The sequence below is a fragment of the Rathayibacter sp. VKM Ac-2856 genome, from assembly GCF_013205055.1.
Classification (GTDB): Bacteria; Actinomycetota; Actinomycetes; order Actinomycetales; family Microbacteriaceae; genus Rathayibacter.
In genome coordinates, this window is the sequence record NZ_JABMLF010000004.1 from 143,584 (window position 1) to 159,833 (window position 16,250).

The window sequence follows — 16,250 nt, forward strand, 5'->3', positions numbered from 1 at the left end:
GTCAGGCCGCGACCGGCTGGTCGGCGGCGAGGGCGGGGCGGAGGGTGAAGCGGGCGTTCGCCCAGACGAGGTAGAGCGCGGGGGCGGCCGAGACGCCGAGGGCGAGCGCGGGCGAGGCGGTGAAGAGGTACGCCTGGAACGCGAGCACCAGCAGCGAGACCGCCGAGAGGTGCCAGCGGCGGGCGGCGAGGTACACCGCGGCCTTGACCGCCTGGCGCAGCGTCGAGGAGCCCGACTCGGCGAGGGCGACCAGCGCCACGGGGACGCAGCCGACGACGAGGAGCGCGATGATCCCGAGTAACGGGATGACGACCACGCCGATCTGGGTCGGCGCGAGGAACCGCACGTCGACGAGCACCAGGGCGACGACCGCGGTGGCCGCGGCCAGCAGCCCGACCGGGCGGCGCCACCCTCCGCGCCAGGCCCGCCAGAAGATCCGCACGACCGCGGTCTCGCCGCGGGAGTGCGCCGCGAAGACCGCGGCGGCGCCCATCAGGGCCGGCGCGCAGAGCGGCAGAGCCGCGGCGAGCAGCGGCCAGGACAGCACCGGATCCGTCGTCACCAGCAGCAGCACCAGCGGCAGGCAGGCGACCAGGAGCAGCACGTTCGTCACCAGGATCAGGTAGGCGACGCCGAAGAGCGAGGCGTAGAGGCCGTTCGGGATGCGGCGCACGATCAGCCCTTCAGTCCGCTGGTCGCGATGCCCTCGACGAAGTACTTCTGGCCGAGGAGGAAGATCACGGCGATCGGGACCACCGAGATCACGAGTCCGGCGAACAGCAGCGCGTAGTTGGCGTCGTAGAGGGTGCTGACGAAGCTCTGCAGTCCCAGCTGGATCGTCCAGAGGTCCGGGTTCCGCAGGTAGATCAGCGGTCCGAGGTAGTCGTTCCAGGTGGCGACGAAGGTGAGCAGCGTGAGGCTCGCGATCGCGGGGATCGAGAGGGGCACCATGATCCGCGCCCAGATCCCGTACTCGCTCAGGCCGTCCAGTCGCGCGGCCTCGGAGAGCTCCTCGGGGATGGTCTCGTAGAACTGCTTCATCAGGAAGACGCCGAACGCGCCGAAGGCCTGGATGAGGATGATCGCCCAGAGGGTGTTCGAGACCTTGAGGTTCGACAGCAGGATGAACTGCGGGATCATGTACGACTGCCACGGCACGGCGATCGTGCCGATGTAGACCAGGAAGAGCACGTCGCGACCGGGGAAGCGCATCCGCGAGAAGCCGTAGGCGGCGAACGAGCCGGTCAGCACCTGCAGCACCGTGACGACGACCGCGAGCAGCAGTGTGTTGCGGATCCAGGTGAGCATGCCGGACTGGGTCCAGATCTCGACGTAGTTGCTCCAGACGAAGGTCTCCGGGAACCACTTCACCGGCACGGAGAACACGTCGTTCGGCGTCTTCACCGAGCTCGTGATCATCCAGAAGAACGGCAGCAGGAGCGCGGCGGCGGCGATGATCATCACCGCGTAGCCGAGGACGCGGCCGACCCGGCGGGCCGGGGTGCGCCCGGCCTCCTTGCGGCGCGGGGGAAGCGGCTCGTTCACGCCGACGACAGCGGGAGCGCCGTCGGGGATGAGAAGTCCGGTCATCGGGACTCGCTCCTTCGGTTGAGGAAGAACTGGACGAGCGTCACGAGGATGCAGAGCAGGAAGAGCACGACCGAGACCGCCGACGCGTAGCCGAACTGGTTCTCCTGGAAGCCCTTCTGGTAGATGAACTGCGAGAGCACGAGCGTCGCCTGGCCCGGACCGCCCTGCGTCATCACGAGGATCAGGTCGAAGATCTTGAACGAGTTGATGGTGAGCATCACCGTCACGAAGAAGGTGGTCGGGCGCAGCCCCGGGATCGTCACGTTGACGAAGCGCTGCCACACGTTCGCGCCGTCGACGCGGGCGGCCTCGTGCAGCTCGCGCGGCACGGTCTGCAGCCCGGCGAGGAACAGGATCATGTAGTAGCCCATGTCCCGCCAGGTGCTGATGATCACGACGGCGGGCATCGCCCACTCCGAGGAGGTCAGCCAGCCGGGCGGGTCGGAGATGCCGATCAGGCCGAGCAGCTGGTTGATCGGGCCGTACTCCGGGCTGAAGAGCAGGTTCCAGACCACGGCGATCGCGACGATCGAGGTGATGTAGGGGAAGAACGCGGCCGTGCGGAAGAACGCGACGCCGCGGAGCTTGTTGTTGAGCAGCAGTGCGAGACCGAGCGAGACGACGAGCGTCAGCGGGATGTGCAGCGCGGCGTAGTAGAGCGTGTTCAGCAGTGCGATGCGGAAGCTCGCGTCGCCGATCAGGCGCTGGAAGTTGGCGATGCCGACCCAGTTCGCCTGGCCGAAGACGTTCCAGTCGGTCATCGACATGTAGAAGAGGGTGATCACCGGCACGAGCGTGAGCGCGGCGAAGCCCAGGAAGTTCGGGAGGATGAAGGTCCAGCCGATCAGCATGTTCCGGACGGCGTACGCGGAGCGGCGTCGTCGGGGCGGCAGGGGCGACGGCGTCGGCGGAGTCGACGTGCCGGCGTCCGCGGCGGCGAGGGTCGTCATGAGACCTCCAGGGTCCGAGGGGGGAAGAAGAGGGGGCGGCGGCCGGCCCGCGCGGGGCCGGCCGCCACGGGGATCAGTCGGTGCCGACTTCGTTCTTCACGCGGTCCTCGGCACTCTTCACGGCGTCGTCGAGGCTCGTCGAGCCCGACATGACGGCGGTGTGCAGGTCGAGGAGCACGTTCTGGACGGCGGCCGTCTTGGCCGAGGTCGGGTTCTCCGGCTTGGTGTCGTGCGTGGACCAGGCGAACTTCGAGACCTCGTCGGTCGGCGCGCTGTCGACCGCGAAGTAGGCCTCGGCGACCGCGTCGCTGGTCAGGGCGGGGGTGATGCCGAGGGAGGCGACGACCTCCGCGCCCTCCTCGCTCGACGCGAACTCGAGGAACTCCTTGGCCGCGGCCTGCTTGCCCGAGTCGATGCCCGCGTTGATGCCGAAGCCGGTCGGGTCGCCGAAGGTGACGGGGGTCTGGTCCATGCCGGTCGTCGACTCGTCGAACTGCGGGATCGGCGCGAAGCCCCAGTCGAAGGTGTCCGAGTCGCCGGACGCCTGCTGGGCGATCAGCGACGCGACGAACCAGGTGCCCATCGGCATCATCGCCGCGTTCTGCTTGCCGAACTCGGCCTGGTAGGTGAGCTTGTTCGCGACGACGGTGTTGTACTCCGCCTGCGCGCCCGCGTCCTGGAGCGCGAGGGCGCGCTCGTAGTAGGGCTCGAGGTAGCCGTAGTCGGCGTCGAGGATGTCGATGTCCGGGGTCTGCGCGCTCGCGAAGCCCTGCACCGTCGACTGCCAGCTGTGCTCGTAGGTGCCGACGGCGCTGCTGCCGGCCGCGGCGAGCGCGGTGGTCAGCTGCTCCGCGGTGGCCTGGTAGTCGTCCCAGGTCCAGGAGCCGTCGGGGTAGGCGACGCCCGCCTGGTCGAAGAGGGCCTTGTTGTAGAAGAGGACCCACGAGTCCTGGCGGTAGGGGGTCGCCCACTGCTTGTCGTCGACCTCGTAGGCCTCCGCGCCGCCGAGCTCGTCGGGCAGCTCGATGTCGGAGACGTCGAGCAGCTGGCCGCCGGCCTGGTAGGTGACGACGTTCTTGACGTTCTTCTGGGTGACGATGTCCGGGCCGCTGCCGGCCGCGAGGTCCGCGGTCATCAGCGTGTCGTAGTTGGCCGCGTCGTACTCCTTGACCTCGATCGTGACGTCGGGGTCCTTCTCGTGGAACGCGTCGGCGAGCGCCTGGAACTCGGGCGTCGTGCTCAGGCTCCAGCCGGACAGGCTGAGCGTGATCGGGCCGTCGGCGGCGGGGGCGTCGCCGCCTCCGCCGCCGCTCGAGCAGGCCGTGAGGGACAGGGCGGCGACCAGGGCCACTCCGGCTGCGGTGAGTCTTCTCTTCATGCGTGCTGCTCCTTTGCATCTGCGGCGGGGACTCCACCTCGGGTCCTCGGGTACCGGAGCCGCCGCGCGGCAAGTCCGGAATCTGCGAGTCGGTGCTCGGTGACGAGGCCGTCGGGCCAGGTCGCCGTCACGGACAGGGTGTGGGTGTCGGTGTGGTCGGCGACATTCACGTGGGCGGGGCCCGCGAGCGGGGCCTCCGCTCCGGCGGTCAGGCCGACCAGCGCCACGACGAGCGCGCCGACCTCCGCGGGGAGGGTCAGGGTCGGCACGCCGACGGCGGGGCCGAGCGGGCTGGCGCCGTCACGGGCGACGACCGCGGGGACGGCGCCGGGGGTGAGCGCGGTGAGGGTGCTCGTGCGGCCTTCGGTTGACACCCGGGCCGTCGCGGTGTCCGCATCCGTGTGCGCGTCGATCCGCTCGCCGGCGATCGGCCAGCCGCCGATCCGCAGCCGCACATCCGCGGGGCTCACGTCTGCGGCGAGCTCGTCGACGCGGGCGAGGCGCAGCTCCCACGGGCCGCGCACCAGCGAGTGCACGGTGATCCGGCCGGCGACGCGGACGGCGCCGCGCAGGCCCTCGCCGTGGCGGTGGCTCGTGCGCTCCGGAGTGATCCAGTGGGCGTCCCAGGTCGAGCCGGCGACGCCGACGCGGCCGTCCGCGTCGAGGCGGACCTCGGTGAGCTCCATGCCGGTGCGGTGGGTCGCGTCGCCCGCGGCGTCCACGAGCGCGACGCTCTGCTCGAGCGCCTCCGCCCAGCCGCGCTCGTCGAGCAGCGGCGCGGTGGCGGTGGAGTAGCCCAGGCGGGCGTAGAGCGGGGAGTCGCCGGTCGTCGCGCCGGGCAGGGCCTTGTCGGTGCCGTGGTTGACGACGCGGACGATGCCGTCCGCCTTCGTGCCCGAGGCGATCCAGCCGGGCGAGACGATCGCGCGGAGGTCGTCGCCCTGCTCGATCGGGAGCAGGTCGGCCGGGAGCGGCTCAGTCGGCGCCGCCCACACCGGGTGATCCGCGGGCAGCGCGATCCCGAGCATGCCCTTGACCGCCCAGTACGGCGAGCCGGGGCCGGAGTAGGACTGCGCGAGCAGGCGCCACGGGTCGTGCCAGCCCATCGAGAGCAGGCCGTCCTCGCCGGGCGCGCCGTTCTCGGCGAAGTGCTCGACGATCGCGCTCGCGGCGCGGCGGAGGCGGCCCGGGGAGTGCGAGGGCACCTCGGCGATCACGCCGGCCCAGAACGGCGCGGCGGCGGCGAAGCGGTAGATCAGGCTGCGGCCCTGCAGCAGCGGCGAGCCGTCGCCGCCGACGAGCGCGAGGGCATCGGAGAGGTAGCGGTCGAGCCGGGCGACGTCGGCGGCGGTGCGCGGCGTCGCCGGCTCGTCCGCCAGCTCAGCAGCGAGCTCGTCCGCGCCGGTCATGCGCGACCAGAGCACCGGGTACACGTGCAGCGCCCAGCCCACGTAGTGGTCGAAGGCGCGCTCCGCGCCGTCCGCGAGCCAGCCGTCCTCGCGGACGAAGGAGTCGTGCCGGGCCAGGTCCGCGGTGACGTCCTGCATCGACCACGGGCCGCCCACCGAGCGGAGGAAGGTCTCGACGACCAGGCGGAACCAGACCCAGTTCGTCTGCGGGTAGCTCTCGTCGCCGACGACGGGAGAGAGGTACTCGACGACGCGCTGCTGCGTGCGGGCGTCGAGGCGGTCCCAGATCCAGGGACGCGTGAGGTCGAGCACGAGGGCGATCGACGCGGCCTCGACCTTGGCCTGCGCGTGCTCGTCGATCCGGACCCAGCGGTCCTCCGCGTCGGGGTCGACGCCCGTCTCGACACCGCGGCGGTAGAAGTCGATCAGCTCGTCGACACCCTCGCCGCGCGCTCCGGCGATGCGGAAGCCGGCGAGGAGGAAGGTGCGCGCGAAGCCCTCGAGGCCGTCGACCGCGCGGCCGTAGCCGCCCTCGGCGCCGGGGAGGGTGATCCGGCCGTGACCGGCGCTGGCGTAGGGAGCCACGGCGGCGAGCAGCGCGTCCGCGACGGCGAGCCAGTGCTCGCGCGTCCAGTCGGCGCGGAGGTTCCCCTCGTCCACGGTGGTTCTCCTTTGAATCGTGTCATCCAGCAGCCGCGAGCGATCGAGCCTGGCGGCAGTGCCATGTCCGGCGCTGAACAGAACAGGAGCTTACATACGTGAATCGATCACCTCAATGTTTTTGTTGGAGCAAATTGATTGATTATGATCGGTTGCATGCCTCAGCACCCCGACCCGGCATCGTCGCCGGGTGTGATCGAGTCCTTCCGCGGACCGCTCGCCGCCGCGTTCTCGCCGAGCGGTCCGCTGTCGGCGCGCGGGGTCCTCGTCGCGCCGGAGCGGTCGCTGCCGGTGCCGACCGCGGCCGACCGCGACGCGTGGGCGGCGGCGGACGCGCCGACCCTCGCCGCCGTCGCCGCGCGCGCCGAAGCCGACCTGCTCGTGCCGTGGCCGCAGCCGCTCGCGAGCGAGGCCGTCCGGGTGCACCGCGACGGGAACCGCGACCGCTGGGAGCAGAGCGCCTTCGAGCGGCAGCGGCGGCTGAGCCGCGCGGTGCTGCTCGCGGCGAGCGCCGCCGGCACCGGCGCGGACGGCGACCTCTGGCTCGACCGCGTTGCCGACGGGGTGCAGCTTCTCTGCGAGCAGAGCTCCTGGTGCTGGCCCGCCCACGACGACGCGCTGCGCCGCCACGGCTCGGTGCTCGCCGACGTCGCCGACCCCTTCCTCGATCTCGGGGCGGGCGAGGTCGCCGGCCAGCTCGCCTGGCTCGACCACGTCCTCGGCGAGCGCCTCGACGACCGCTACCCCGGGCTCCGCCGCCGCATCCGCCTCGAGACCCGCCGGCGCGTGCTCGACCCCTTCCTCGCCCGCGACGACTGGCACTGGCTCGGCCTCGACGGCGACGTGCACAACTGGAACCCGTGGATCACCGGCAACGTGCTCGTCGCCGCCCTCCGCCTGCTCGACGGCCCGGGCGAGGAGGACGAGCGCGCCGCCGTCGTCACCCGCGCCGTGGCCGCGCTCGACCGCTACGTCGCCGTGCTCCCGGACGACGGCGCGATCGACGAGGGCTACGCCTACTGGTGGAACGGCGCCTGCCGCGCCCTCGAGGCGCTCGACGTCCTCGCGCACGCGACCGGCGGCGCCTGGGACGCCTCGGCGGTGCCGGCGCTGCGGGCGACCGTCGCCTTCCCGCACCGCTCGCACCTCGGCGGCGACTGGTACGTCGCGCACGCCGACGGCCAGGCCCTGCAGTCGCGCGACCAGCCCTGGCACGCCGTGCACCGCGCGGGCCGCCGGGTGGGCGACGCCGCCGCGATGGCGCACGCCGCCGCGCAGCGCTCGCCGGGCGAGCCCGCCGCGTCCGAGAAGGAGGGACTCGGCCGGCTCCTGCACGGAGCGACCGACCCGCTCTGGGTCTCCGCCGTCCAGCCCGGGGCCGTCCAGCCCGGGGCCCCCGCGGCACTCCCGCCCCTCCCCCGCGACGTCTGGCTCGAGTCGGTGCAGGTGCTCCTGGCGCGCACGACCGAGGGCTCGGCCGAGGGTCTCACCCTCGTCGCCAAGGGCGGGCACAACGCCGAGCACCACAACCACAACGACGTCGGGTCGTTCCAGGTCGCGAGCGACGGCGTGCCCGTCGTCGTCGACGCCGGCCGCCCCACCTACACCGCCGCCACCTTCGGCCCGGAGCGCTACAGCATCTGGACGATGCGGAGCGAGTGGCACAACCTGCCCGTCGTCCGCGGCCTCGGGCAGCCGCCCGGTCGCGAGGCGGCCGCCGCCGACGTGTCCGTCACGCTGGACGACGCGTCCGCCTCCTTCTCCGCCGAGCTCGCCGCCGCCTACCCCGGGACGGGGCTGCGCTCCTGGCGCCGGACCGTGTCCCTAGACCGCCCCTCCCTCGATCGCCCGTCCGCAAGGGTCGTGCTCGAGGACCGCTGGGACCTCGCCCCGTGGGACGATCATGACGATGAGCCCGGCACCTCGATCCGCCTGCTCCTCGCGGGAGACGTCGTGACCGAGCGCGGAGCCGCCCGGGTCCGTCCGCTCGGGGCCGCCCGCCCGCTGCGGATCGCCTGGGATCCGGCCTGCGAGCACCGGATCGTCGTCCGTTCCCTGGAGGATCCGATGCTCACGAGCGTCTGGGGCGAGCGGCTCACGCTGCTCGAGATCGACGCCACGGCGCGCAGGGAGCTGCGGATCGCGATAGACCTGGACCCACCGATCGGAGACCAACGATGAGCGACCAGACCCAGTCCCCACCCCTCGCCGCCGAGCGGCGGGCGCACATCCTCGCGGCCCTCGGCGTCGACGGCGCCGTCCGCATCTCCCAGCTGACCGAGGCGCTCGGCGTGGCGACCGTCACGCTGCGCCGCGACCTGGTGCAGATGGAGCGCGAGGGCCTGCTCAGCCGCGTCCACGGCGGTGCGGTCGTCCTCTCCGGCTCGGCCGGCGCCACGGCTGCCGCCGCCGAGCCCGAGAAGGTCGAGCTCGGCTCGATCGCCGTCCTGGTGCCCTCGCTCAACTACTACTGGCCGGGCGTCCTGCACGGGATGGAGGCGACCGGCCGCAGCCTCGGCTACGACGTCGTCCTGCGCGGCGCCTCCTACGAGCTGCAGGACGAGCGGCCCGTGCTCGAGCGGCTGCTGCGCTCCGGCGACGTGCGGGGGCTGATCGTCGCACCGAACACCGACACCGAGCACTCGGGCGATGTCCTGCGCTGGCTCGCCGACTGCGGCGTCCCGTCCGTCCTGGTCGAGCGCGACGCCGTCCTGGAGCCGGAGGGCACGCCCGCGGAGTCGGTCACCACCGACCACGCGCTCGGCGCCGTCCTCGCCGCGCGCCACCTCGCCGAGCTCGGGCACCGCAAGGTCGGGCTGATCCTCTCGCGCAACTCGCCGACCTCGCGGAAGATCACCGCGGGCTGGCTCTCGGCCTGCGAGGCGCTCGGCCTCACCCCCGCCGACCACTTCGAGGAGACGCTGCCCGACCGCGCCAGCGCCGACTTCTCCGAGGTGGTGAACGCGGCCCTCGAGACGGCCCTCGAGACCGGGGTCACCGCGCTGCTCGTGCACTCCGACCCGGAGGCGATGGCCTTCGTCGACCTCGCGCTCAACCGGGGCATCTCCGTGCCCGGCGACCTCTCGGTGATCGCCTACGACGACGAGGTCGCGCAGCTCTTCACGCCCGCGCTGACCGCCGTCAGCCCGCCGCGCGCCGGGGTCGGCGAGGCCGCGGTCCGGCTGCTCGTGCAGCGGATCGAGGACCCGGAGCGGCCCGTGCACCGGGTGCAGCTCAACCCGAGCCTGATCGTGCGCGCGTCGACGGCGGCGCCGGGGCGGCCCGAGACGGGGCGGTCCGATGCGGGGCGACCGGAGCGCGGCGAGCGGTGATCGACCGCCACGAGCACTCGCCGTGGTCGTTCTGGGCCGAGGCCTCGCCCGAGCGGCGGGAGCACCAGCTCGGCCTGCAGCGCGCACTCGTCGCCGCGCATCCCGGCTGGAGCATCGGCGCGGACTGCTTCGTCTCCGAGTCCGCCGCGCTCGACCCCGAGCGCCTGGTGCTCGGCGACCGCTCCTACATCGCCGCCGGAGCGTACCTGACGGGTGACGTCGAGGTGGGCGCCGACTGCTCGCTCAACCCCTACACGGTCGTCCGCGGCGACGTCGTCCTCGGCTCGGCCGTCCGGATCGGCGCGCACACCTCGATCCTCGGCTTCAACCACTCGATGGAGCCCGGCACGGAGGTCTTCCGCCAGCCGCTGACCTCGCGCGGCGTCCGCATCGGCGACGACGTCTGGATCGGCTCGCACGTGGTCGTGCTCGACGGCGTGACGGTCGGCGACCACGCTGTGCTGGCTGCCGGCGCCGTCGTGACGAAGGACGTGCCTGCCGGAGCGATCGTCGGCGGCAACCCCGCGCGGCGGCTGCGCTGGCGCGTGCCGCCGGCCGACGCGGAGGTCTCGGGAGCCGCGCGCCTCGCGGACCGGGCGCGGGAGGAGATCGCGGGGATCCTCCGCGGGGCGCTGGTCGACGGAGCCGCTCTTGACGACGGACTCGCCTTCCGCGACCGGCCGAGCGCCGCGCCGAGCGACCGCGCGCTGGGCGACGCGGTCGAGCTCGCCGACCTGCTGCTCGGCACGCCGCCGCCCGGCGTCGATCCCGCGGCCGCCGTCGCCCGGCTCCGGGGACTGCCGGTCCCGGGCGCCGATCTCTGGACCGATCCGGAGGCCGCGTACCGCGTGCTCAGCGCGGGCTACGCGCTCGACCTGCTCGGCTCGGGCTTCGCGCAGCCGCTGACCGCCGTCACCGAGGAGACCCCCGAGGGCCTCGTCGCGCGACTCGACGGCCTGCGCTGGCGGGACGACCCGTGGAACGCCGGCCACCACGTCGACGCGATCGGCACCGCGCTGCACTGGACCCGCCGCCGCGGCGACGCGATCCCGCCGGGCCTCGAGGAGGCGCTGGCCGGCTGGCTGCTCACCCGCGCCGATCCCCGCAGCGGCATGTGGGGCGACGGCTCGGCCGAGCGCGGACTGCTCCTGCTCGTCAACGGCTCGTACCGGACGACCCGCGGCACCCTCGCGCAGCAGGGTCTCCCGCTCCCCTACCCCGAGGCGGTCCGCGACACCGTGCTCCGGCACGCCCGCGACGACCGCTGGTTCCGGCCCGAGCGCGTCGACGCCTGCGCCGCCCTCGACCTCGTCCACCCGCTCTGGCTCACCCGCGGCACCGGCTACCGCGACGCCGAGGTCGAGCCCCTGGCCCGGACCCTGCTCGCGCAGATCCTCGGCCAGTGGCGCCCGGGCCGCGGCTTCGCCTTCCGCCTGCACGACGCCGACGCCGGCCTGCAGGGCACCGAGATGTGGCTCGCCACCCTCTGGTACCTCGCCGACCTCCTCGGCGCCTCCGACACCCTCGGCTACCGCCCCCGCGGCGTCCACCGCCCGGAGCCGGCCCCCTGACAGCGGACGCCGCGCCCCCGCGCATCGGGCCCACTGCATGCTGATCGAGTAGCCCGCGCAGCGGGCGTATCGAGATCCACGTGTGCAGGCGGGTGGGTCGCGATACGCCGCCCCCGGCGGCTATTCGACCAGCATGATGAGCGCGACTCCGCCGACCGACCGGACCCGGAACGGGGCCAGAGGCCGACATACCGCCCGATACTGGTCCACTCGCGAACCGCGCCGTAGCCGAGTGGACCCGGACCGGGCTCTGCGCACGCCTCGAAGCCCCTCGCACGTCCACTGGAGCAGCCCGCGGAGCGGGCGCATCGAGATCCGGCGCCCCGTACGACGTCGCCCCGCCGCTCACGGGATCAGCCGGCGATCGCGGAGGTCCTGGAAGAGGCGCAGGAACATCGCCTCGGTGTCGACGTACTCGTGGAAGCCCGCTCGCCGCGACTTCGAGGTGTCGGCGATGACGTCGTAGTCCCAGCCGAAGACGAAGTCGCCGAACCGCCAGGACGACACGTCCTCGTAGGGGGTGGGGACGAGCCCGTGACGCTCGATCATCGCCTGCCACAGGGCGCCCTTGTCGGCCATGACCTCGGTCAGGCTCATCGGCAGCGGCGGAGCGACCTCGAGGTCGAAGAACGCGGCGATCCTCGGCCACATCGACGACCAGCGGAAGAGGTCGCCGTTGGTGATGTTGTACGCCTGATCGCGGCTCCCCGGATCGGTCGCCGCCCAGACGGTGGCCTTCGCGAGGAGGTCCGCGTCGGTCATCTCGATCAGGCTCGTGTACGCGCCGGGCGCCCCGGGGAAGCGCAGCGGGATCCCGAGCTCGCGGCTCATCGAGGCGTACACCGCGATCACCATCGCGAGGTTCATCGGGTTGCCCAGGCCCACGCCGGCGACGACCGACGGGCGCAGCGCCGACCACGACCACGGGGCGCCCGCCGACCGGCGCTCGAGGAACCGCTGCTGGTCGACGTTGAACTCCGGCGGCATGTGCGGCGGGTCGTCCTCCCTCGCGGGCGTGGCGAACGGCCCGAGGTGCGCTCCGTACACCTTGTAGCCCTGCATCAGCGAGACGTGCTCGAGGTCCGGAGCGACGGGCTCGATCGCGTCGACGACGTGGGTGAGCATCGCGAGATTGGGCGCGACCAGCTCCGCCCAGGACGGCCGGTCCTGGTATGCGGCGTAGAAGACGTGCGTGACCGCAGCCTCCCCCGCGAGCGCCGCGGCCGTCGCCTCCCGGTCGAGCAGGTCGACCGCGATCTGCCGGACGCGGGCGGTGTCCGCGCCGCCCCGCCGCGAGACGCCGACGACGTCCCAGCCGGCGTCCTGCTCGAGATGCCGGATCAGGTTTCCCCCGATCACCCCTCGCGCTCCGATCACCAGTGCTGTCCTCGTCATGCCGGCTCCTCACATCGTGTTTTCACGATCCCCTGTCTAGCAGACATCGGGATATCGCGATGTGGCGATACAGTAGGAGCATGGCGGAGCTGAGCGACGAGGAACTGGTGACGGCGTTCAAGGCGCTCGGGCACCCGACGCGCCTGGCGATATTGGGCTGGCTGAAGGAGCCGGGCTCCTTCCCCCCGCAGGATCGACCGGCCGAGGAGGTCGGCGTGTGCCTCAAGCACATCCAGGCCCGCGCCGAGGTGTCGCAGTCCACGGCGTCGCAGTTCATGGCGACCCTGCAGCGCGCCGGCCTGGTCACCTGCACCCGGATCGGCCCGTGGTCGCACTATCGGCGCAACGAGGAGACCCTCGCCGCCCTCGGCCTGGCGGTGCTCGACGGCGTTCGGACGTCCTGACGGCGCTCAGGCTCTCTGACGGCGCTCGGCCCCTGCCGGCGTTCAGGCCCCCTGAGCACGCTCCGGTCGCGACGCCAGCGCGGCGGCCGCCGCCACACCGACCGTGTCGATCGGCTCCCGGCCGAGGAGCGCGGCGAGATCGCCGCCCGGATCCCCGAGGAAGCCGTGGCGGACCGCCGTGTGGATCGACATCAGCATCGCGGGCTGGAACGGCTTCAGCCCCGCGGACTCGTACGACGCCCGGCGCTCCGCCAGGCCGAGGTCGTCGAGCGCGACGCCCAGCCACTCCGCCACGTCGGTCGCCGTGATCGCGGGCCCGACCAGGTCGTAGCTGCGGCCTTCGTGCCGGCGCGGAGCCGCGGCCACCGTCGCGGCGACGTCGGCCAGGTCCTCGCGGGCGACGGCGGCCAGCGCCCCCGGGCCGAACGCCGAGACGAGCCGCGGCCCGGACCACGTGAGGAGCGAGCCGAAGAGGTCGGCGTAGAGGCCGTTGCGGAGGACGGTCCAGCGGAGGGATCCGCGGGCGAGGCGGCGCTCGGTCCAGCGGTGCGCGAGGGCGAAGGCGAGGTGATCGCCGGCCGTCGTGACGCTCGTGTAGACGACGTGCCCGACCCCGTCCCGCTCCGCCGCGGCGAGCGCCGTCCCGTGCCGGGCGATGACGACGTCGTCCTCCGCCTCGCCGGCCGAGACGAGGACGAGGGTGTCGACGCCCGCGAAGGAGACCGTCGACGGATCGTCGAGGTCGATCCTCCGCAGGCCCGGCCGCTCCTGCCTGCTGCTGCCGATCGCGGGGACGCCGCGGAGGAGGAGGGTGTCGAGGATCGCGGAGCCGAGCTGGCCGGTCGCGCCGGTGACGAGGATCACGGTCTCACCTTTCGTGGTTCTGCAGGACGGGTTCTGCGGGACGGGTTCTGCGGGATGACTACGCTCTGATCGTGCTGCGCCCCGTCAGCCCCGACAAGGAGGCACTCTCGTGTCACTCACGCACACCGGAGTAACCGCCGACCTCGAGCCCTGCGGCCGGGAGGACCATCCCGACTGCGGGATCCGCGACGTCCTGACGCGGGTCGGCGACACCTGGTCGGTGCTCGTGATCGTCGAGCTCGCGAGCGGCGAGCGGCGCTTCCGCGAGCTGCAGCGCGCGATCGACGGCGTCTCGCAGCGGATGCTGACGCTGACCCTGCGCCGTCTCGAGCGCGACGGCCTGGTCGCGCGGACCGTCTTCCCGACGGTGCCGGCGCAGGTCTCCTACGCCCTCACCGCCTCGGGCAGCAGCCTCACCCACCTGGTGAAGGCCCTCGCCGACTGGTCGCTGGAACAGCGGCCGGCGATCGCCGCGGCCCGCGACCGCTACGACGAGCAGCACCCGGGGCACGCCATCCGCTGACGCCCGGCCGCCGATCGAGCAGCCCCCGCAGCGGGCCCCTGCATGCTGATCGAGCAGCCCGCGCAGCGGGCCCCCTGCATGCTGATCGAGTAGCCCGCGCAGCGGGCGTATCGAGATCCACGTGTCCGGCAGGGCGGGTCTCGATACGCCGCCTGCGGCGGCTACTCGACCAGCATGAAGCGCGTGCCCGCCCGACGAGCGGACCCGGAACGGGACCAGGCGCCGGCGCGCAGCCCGATACCGGTCCACTCGCGCAGCCCGGCGCGGCCGAGTGGACGCGCACCGGGCTCTGCGCGCGGCCGGGACCCCATCACGCGTCCGATGGAGCAGCCCGCGCAGCGGGCCTCTGCATGCTGCTCCGCTGCCTCCCGCAGGTGCGGCTTCGGCGCGCCACCGGTCTGCGGTCCCTCCCGGCGCTTCACTACGGTGACCGCATGGTTCCCCGAGGCCGCTCCCGCCGGGCGACGACTCCGGTCGTCGCGACCGGGCCCTCCTCGGACGACACCCACGAGATCGTCTACTTCCGGCGCCACCGGGACGACGATCCGCTCGAGAGCACACCGGGCAGGGACGCACTCGGCAGCTTCCCCACCAAGGTGCGCGCGACGATGCGCGCCGTTCTCGTCGCAGTCGCCGCGGCCCCTCCGAAGCGGTTCGCGGGTGGAGGGTACTGGGAGGCGATGCACGGTGAGATGACCGGCTGGTTCGAGGTCCGGGTGGACGGTCCGCGACGGACCCACCACCGGCTGTTCTGCCTGCTCGACTACAGCGCGGGCGACCGCGAGAAGCCCCTCCTGGTGATCGTCGACGGTCGCAGCAAGCCCTTCAGGACGACACTCGCGGCGTCCGACTACCGAGAGGTCCGGAAGCTGGGGGACGAATACCGGTCACGCACACCGAGATCGGTGCTCTAGCGTCACCTGGCCGACGCCAGCATGGGCTCGGTGATCCGCGCCCGCTCCTCCGCCTCCATCGGAACCAGCGCGACCTTCATCCCCAATGCCGCGGCGACCTCGGCGAGAGTGCCGAGCGTCGGATTCGGCGACGCACTCGAGAAGAGCCGACGGACGACGGACGGATCGACTCCGACCGCCCGCGCGAGCGCCGCCTTCGAGAGCTCGGCGCTCTCCCGGAGCACGTCGAGCTGATCGACGACCGCGTCGATCGTGGCCACCCGGATCGACTCTGCTGCGTAGGCACGCGCGAATTCGGGATCCTTCAGATCGGCCCGCAGGTCGTCCCAGAACTGGCTCGTCATGAGCCGACCGTAACATATACGACACGTCTCCTACTCATCCGGGCGCTCGGCGGACGGGTCTCGCTACGCCGCCTCCGGCGACTGCTCAACCAGCATGAAGCGCGCGCCCGCCCGACGGACCGGACCCGTAACGGGGTCAGGCGCCGGTGCAGGGCCCGACACGGGTCCACTCGCGTAGCCCGGCGCAGCCGAGTGGACGCGGACCGGGCTCTGCGCGCGGCCGGGACCCCATCACGCGTCCGATGGAGCAGCCCCATGCTGATCGAGCAGCCCGCGCAGCGGGCCCCATGCATGCTGATCGAGTAGCCCGCGGAGCGGGCGTATCGAGATCCACGTGTCCGGCAGGGCGGGTCTCGATACGCCGCCGAAGGCGGCTACTCGACCAGCATGGGGGCCGCCGGAGGCTGCTGCTCGACCAGCATGTGGAGGCCGCTACTCCGTCGGCCGCGCGGGCAGCAGCTCCGCGACGAGCGCCTGCACGCGGGCGCGGATGTCGTCGCGGATCGGGCGGACCTCCTCGAGGGGGCGGCCCTTGGGGTCGGCGAGGTCCCAGTCCTCGTAGCGCTTGCCCGGGAAGACCGGGCAGACGTCGCCGCAGCCCATCGTGATGACGACGTCGGAGGCCTGCACCTGCTCGGTGGTCATCAGCTGCGGGACGGCCTGCGAGATGTCGATGCCCTCCTCCGCCATCGCCGCGACCGCGATCGGGTTGATGCTGTCGCCCGGCTCGGAGCCGCCGGAGCGCACCTGGACGGCGCCACCCGAGAGCTCGCGCAGGTAGCCGGCGGCCATCTGCGAGCGGCCGGCGTTGTGGATGCAGACGAAGAGGACGGTGGGGGCGGTCATCCCGGGCTCCTGAGGGTGAGGGGCTGCCCGCGTCGTTCGACGCCGGCGCGACCGAATCTACCGCCGGCGT

General features: G+C 72.8%; 15 protein-coding genes. 6 read left to right on the top strand and 9 right to left on the bottom strand.

What is annotated here, in order from left to right; translation table 11 throughout:
- Position 1: 1 nt before the first annotated feature.
- From HQQ82_RS13650 to HQQ82_RS13670, 5 genes are all read right to left on the bottom strand, one after another.
- Positions 2-673, bottom strand: a complete 672-nt coding sequence (locus HQQ82_RS13650; protein WP_173234112.1) for a ferredoxin-NADPH reductase — start codon at positions 671-673, stop codon at positions 2-4.
- Positions 674-675: 2 nt separating this feature from the next.
- Positions 676-1,590, bottom strand: a complete 915-nt coding sequence (locus HQQ82_RS13655; protein ID WP_173234114.1) for a carbohydrate ABC transporter permease — start codon at positions 1,588-1,590, stop codon at positions 676-678.
- Positions 1,587-2,540: a carbohydrate ABC transporter permease gene (locus HQQ82_RS13660; protein ID WP_173234116.1), complete on the bottom strand. Its 954-nt coding sequence runs from the start codon at positions 2,538-2,540 to the stop codon at positions 1,587-1,589. Before HQQ82_RS13660 ends, HQQ82_RS13655 begins: the two co-directional genes overlap by 4 nt.
- A gap of 73 nt (positions 2,541-2,613) precedes the next feature.
- Positions 2,614-3,918 carry an extracellular solute-binding protein gene (locus HQQ82_RS13665; RefSeq protein WP_173234118.1) on the bottom strand — a complete coding sequence of 435 codons (1,305 nt, stop codon included), beginning with the start codon at positions 3,916-3,918 and terminating at the stop codon, positions 2,614-2,616.
- The gene (locus HQQ82_RS13670; RefSeq protein WP_173234120.1) at positions 3,915-5,987 is read right to left on the bottom strand and encodes a DUF2264 domain-containing protein; all 2,073 of its coding nucleotides are present in this window, start codon (positions 5,985-5,987) and stop codon (positions 3,915-3,917) included. The genes HQQ82_RS13665 and HQQ82_RS13670 overlap by 4 nt, the downstream gene beginning before the upstream one ends.
- Before the next feature lie 156 nt (positions 5,988-6,143).
- Between HQQ82_RS13670 and HQQ82_RS13675 the strand changes: the two genes are divergently transcribed.
- The 3 genes from HQQ82_RS13675 to HQQ82_RS20385 are packed head-to-tail and all read left to right on the top strand — an operon-like array spanning position 6,144 to position 10,890.
- Positions 6,144-8,168 (top strand): heparinase II/III family protein, encoded by a 2,025-nt coding sequence (locus HQQ82_RS13675; RefSeq protein ID WP_173234122.1) that lies wholly within the window; start codon positions 6,144-6,146, stop codon positions 8,166-8,168.
- A complete protein-coding gene (locus HQQ82_RS13680) occupies positions 8,165-9,319 on the top strand; it encodes a substrate-binding domain-containing protein (RefSeq protein ID WP_173234124.1) in 1,155 nt (384 codons plus the stop codon). The genes HQQ82_RS13675 and HQQ82_RS13680 overlap by 4 nt, the downstream gene beginning before the upstream one ends.
- Entirely contained in the window at positions 9,316-10,890 is a 1,575-nt protein-coding gene (locus HQQ82_RS20385; RefSeq protein WP_173234125.1) for a DapH/DapD/GlmU-related protein, read from the top strand. The genes HQQ82_RS13680 and HQQ82_RS20385 overlap by 4 nt, the downstream gene beginning before the upstream one ends.
- Positions 10,891-11,235: 345 nt before the next feature.
- On the opposite strand, the gene HQQ82_RS13690 is transcribed toward HQQ82_RS20385, so the two are convergent.
- Entirely contained in the window at positions 11,236-12,285 is a 1,050-nt protein-coding gene (locus tag HQQ82_RS13690; RefSeq protein ID WP_173234127.1) for an SDR family oxidoreductase, read from the bottom strand.
- Positions 12,286-12,365: 80 nt separating this feature from the next.
- Between HQQ82_RS13690 and HQQ82_RS13695 the strand changes: the two genes are divergently transcribed.
- A complete protein-coding gene (locus tag HQQ82_RS13695) occupies positions 12,366-12,689 on the top strand; it encodes a helix-turn-helix transcriptional regulator (protein ID WP_173234129.1) in 324 nt (107 codons plus the stop codon).
- Positions 12,690-12,731: 42 nt separating this feature from the next.
- Here the strand turns inward: HQQ82_RS13695 and HQQ82_RS13700 are convergent, their stop codons facing one another.
- Complete coding sequence (locus tag HQQ82_RS13700) at positions 12,732-13,553, bottom strand: NAD(P)H-binding protein (protein ID WP_173234131.1); 822 nt, start codon at positions 13,551-13,553, stop codon at positions 12,732-12,734.
- A 109-nt stretch (positions 13,554-13,662) separates the two neighbouring features.
- On the opposite strand from HQQ82_RS13700, the gene HQQ82_RS13705 reads away from it, so the two are divergent.
- Positions 13,663-14,076, top strand: coding sequence for a helix-turn-helix domain-containing protein (locus tag HQQ82_RS13705; protein WP_173234133.1), 414 nt, complete (start codon positions 13,663-13,665; stop codon positions 14,074-14,076).
- A gap of 434 nt (positions 14,077-14,510) precedes the next feature.
- Complete coding sequence (locus HQQ82_RS13710; protein ID WP_173234135.1) at positions 14,511-14,990, top strand: hypothetical protein; 480 nt, start codon at positions 14,511-14,513, stop codon at positions 14,988-14,990.
- Between the two features lie 2 nt (positions 14,991-14,992).
- On the opposite strand, the gene HQQ82_RS13715 is transcribed toward HQQ82_RS13710, so the two are convergent.
- Positions 14,993-15,334 (bottom strand): helix-turn-helix domain-containing protein, encoded by a 342-nt coding sequence (locus HQQ82_RS13715; protein ID WP_173234137.1) that lies wholly within the window; start codon positions 15,332-15,334, stop codon positions 14,993-14,995.
- A 432-nt stretch (positions 15,335-15,766) separates the two neighbouring features.
- Positions 15,767-16,180, bottom strand: a complete 414-nt coding sequence (locus HQQ82_RS13720; protein WP_173234138.1) for an arsenate reductase ArsC — start codon at positions 16,178-16,180, stop codon at positions 15,767-15,769.
- Positions 16,181-16,250 lie beyond the last annotated feature (70 nt).

What these genes read in the sequence shown, in the direction of transcription:
- HQQ82_RS13655 (WP_173234114.1), bottom strand. Translation starts at nt 1,590, where the DNA reads ATGACCGGACTTCTCATCCCCGACGGCGCTCCCGCTGTCGTCGGCGTG.
- HQQ82_RS13660 (WP_173234116.1), bottom strand. Translation starts at nt 2,540, where the DNA reads ATGACGACCCTCGCCGCCGCGGACGCCGGCACGTCGACTCCGCCGACG.
- HQQ82_RS13665 (WP_173234118.1), bottom strand. Translation starts at nt 3,918, where the DNA reads ATGAAGAGAAGACTCACCGCAGCCGGAGTGGCCCTGGTCGCCGCCCTG.
- HQQ82_RS13675 (WP_173234122.1), top strand. Translation starts at nt 6,144, where the DNA reads ATGCCTCAGCACCCCGACCCGGCATCGTCGCCGGGTGTGATCGAGTCC.
- HQQ82_RS13680 (WP_173234124.1), top strand. Translation starts at nt 8,165, where the DNA reads ATGAGCGACCAGACCCAGTCCCCACCCCTCGCCGCCGAGCGGCGGGCG.
- HQQ82_RS13690 (WP_173234127.1), bottom strand. Translation starts at nt 12,285, where the DNA reads ATGACGAGGACAGCACTGGTGATCGGAGCGCGAGGGGTGATCGGGGGA.
- HQQ82_RS13695 (WP_173234129.1), top strand. Translation starts at nt 12,366, where the DNA reads ATGGCGGAGCTGAGCGACGAGGAACTGGTGACGGCGTTCAAGGCGCTC.
- HQQ82_RS13710 (WP_173234135.1), top strand. Translation starts at nt 14,511, where the DNA reads ATGGTTCCCCGAGGCCGCTCCCGCCGGGCGACGACTCCGGTCGTCGCG.
- HQQ82_RS13715 (WP_173234137.1), bottom strand. Translation starts at nt 15,334, where the DNA reads ATGACGAGCCAGTTCTGGGACGACCTGCGGGCCGATCTGAAGGATCCC.
- HQQ82_RS13720 (WP_173234138.1), bottom strand. Translation starts at nt 16,180, where the DNA reads ATGACCGCCCCCACCGTCCTCTTCGTCTGCATCCACAACGCCGGCCGC.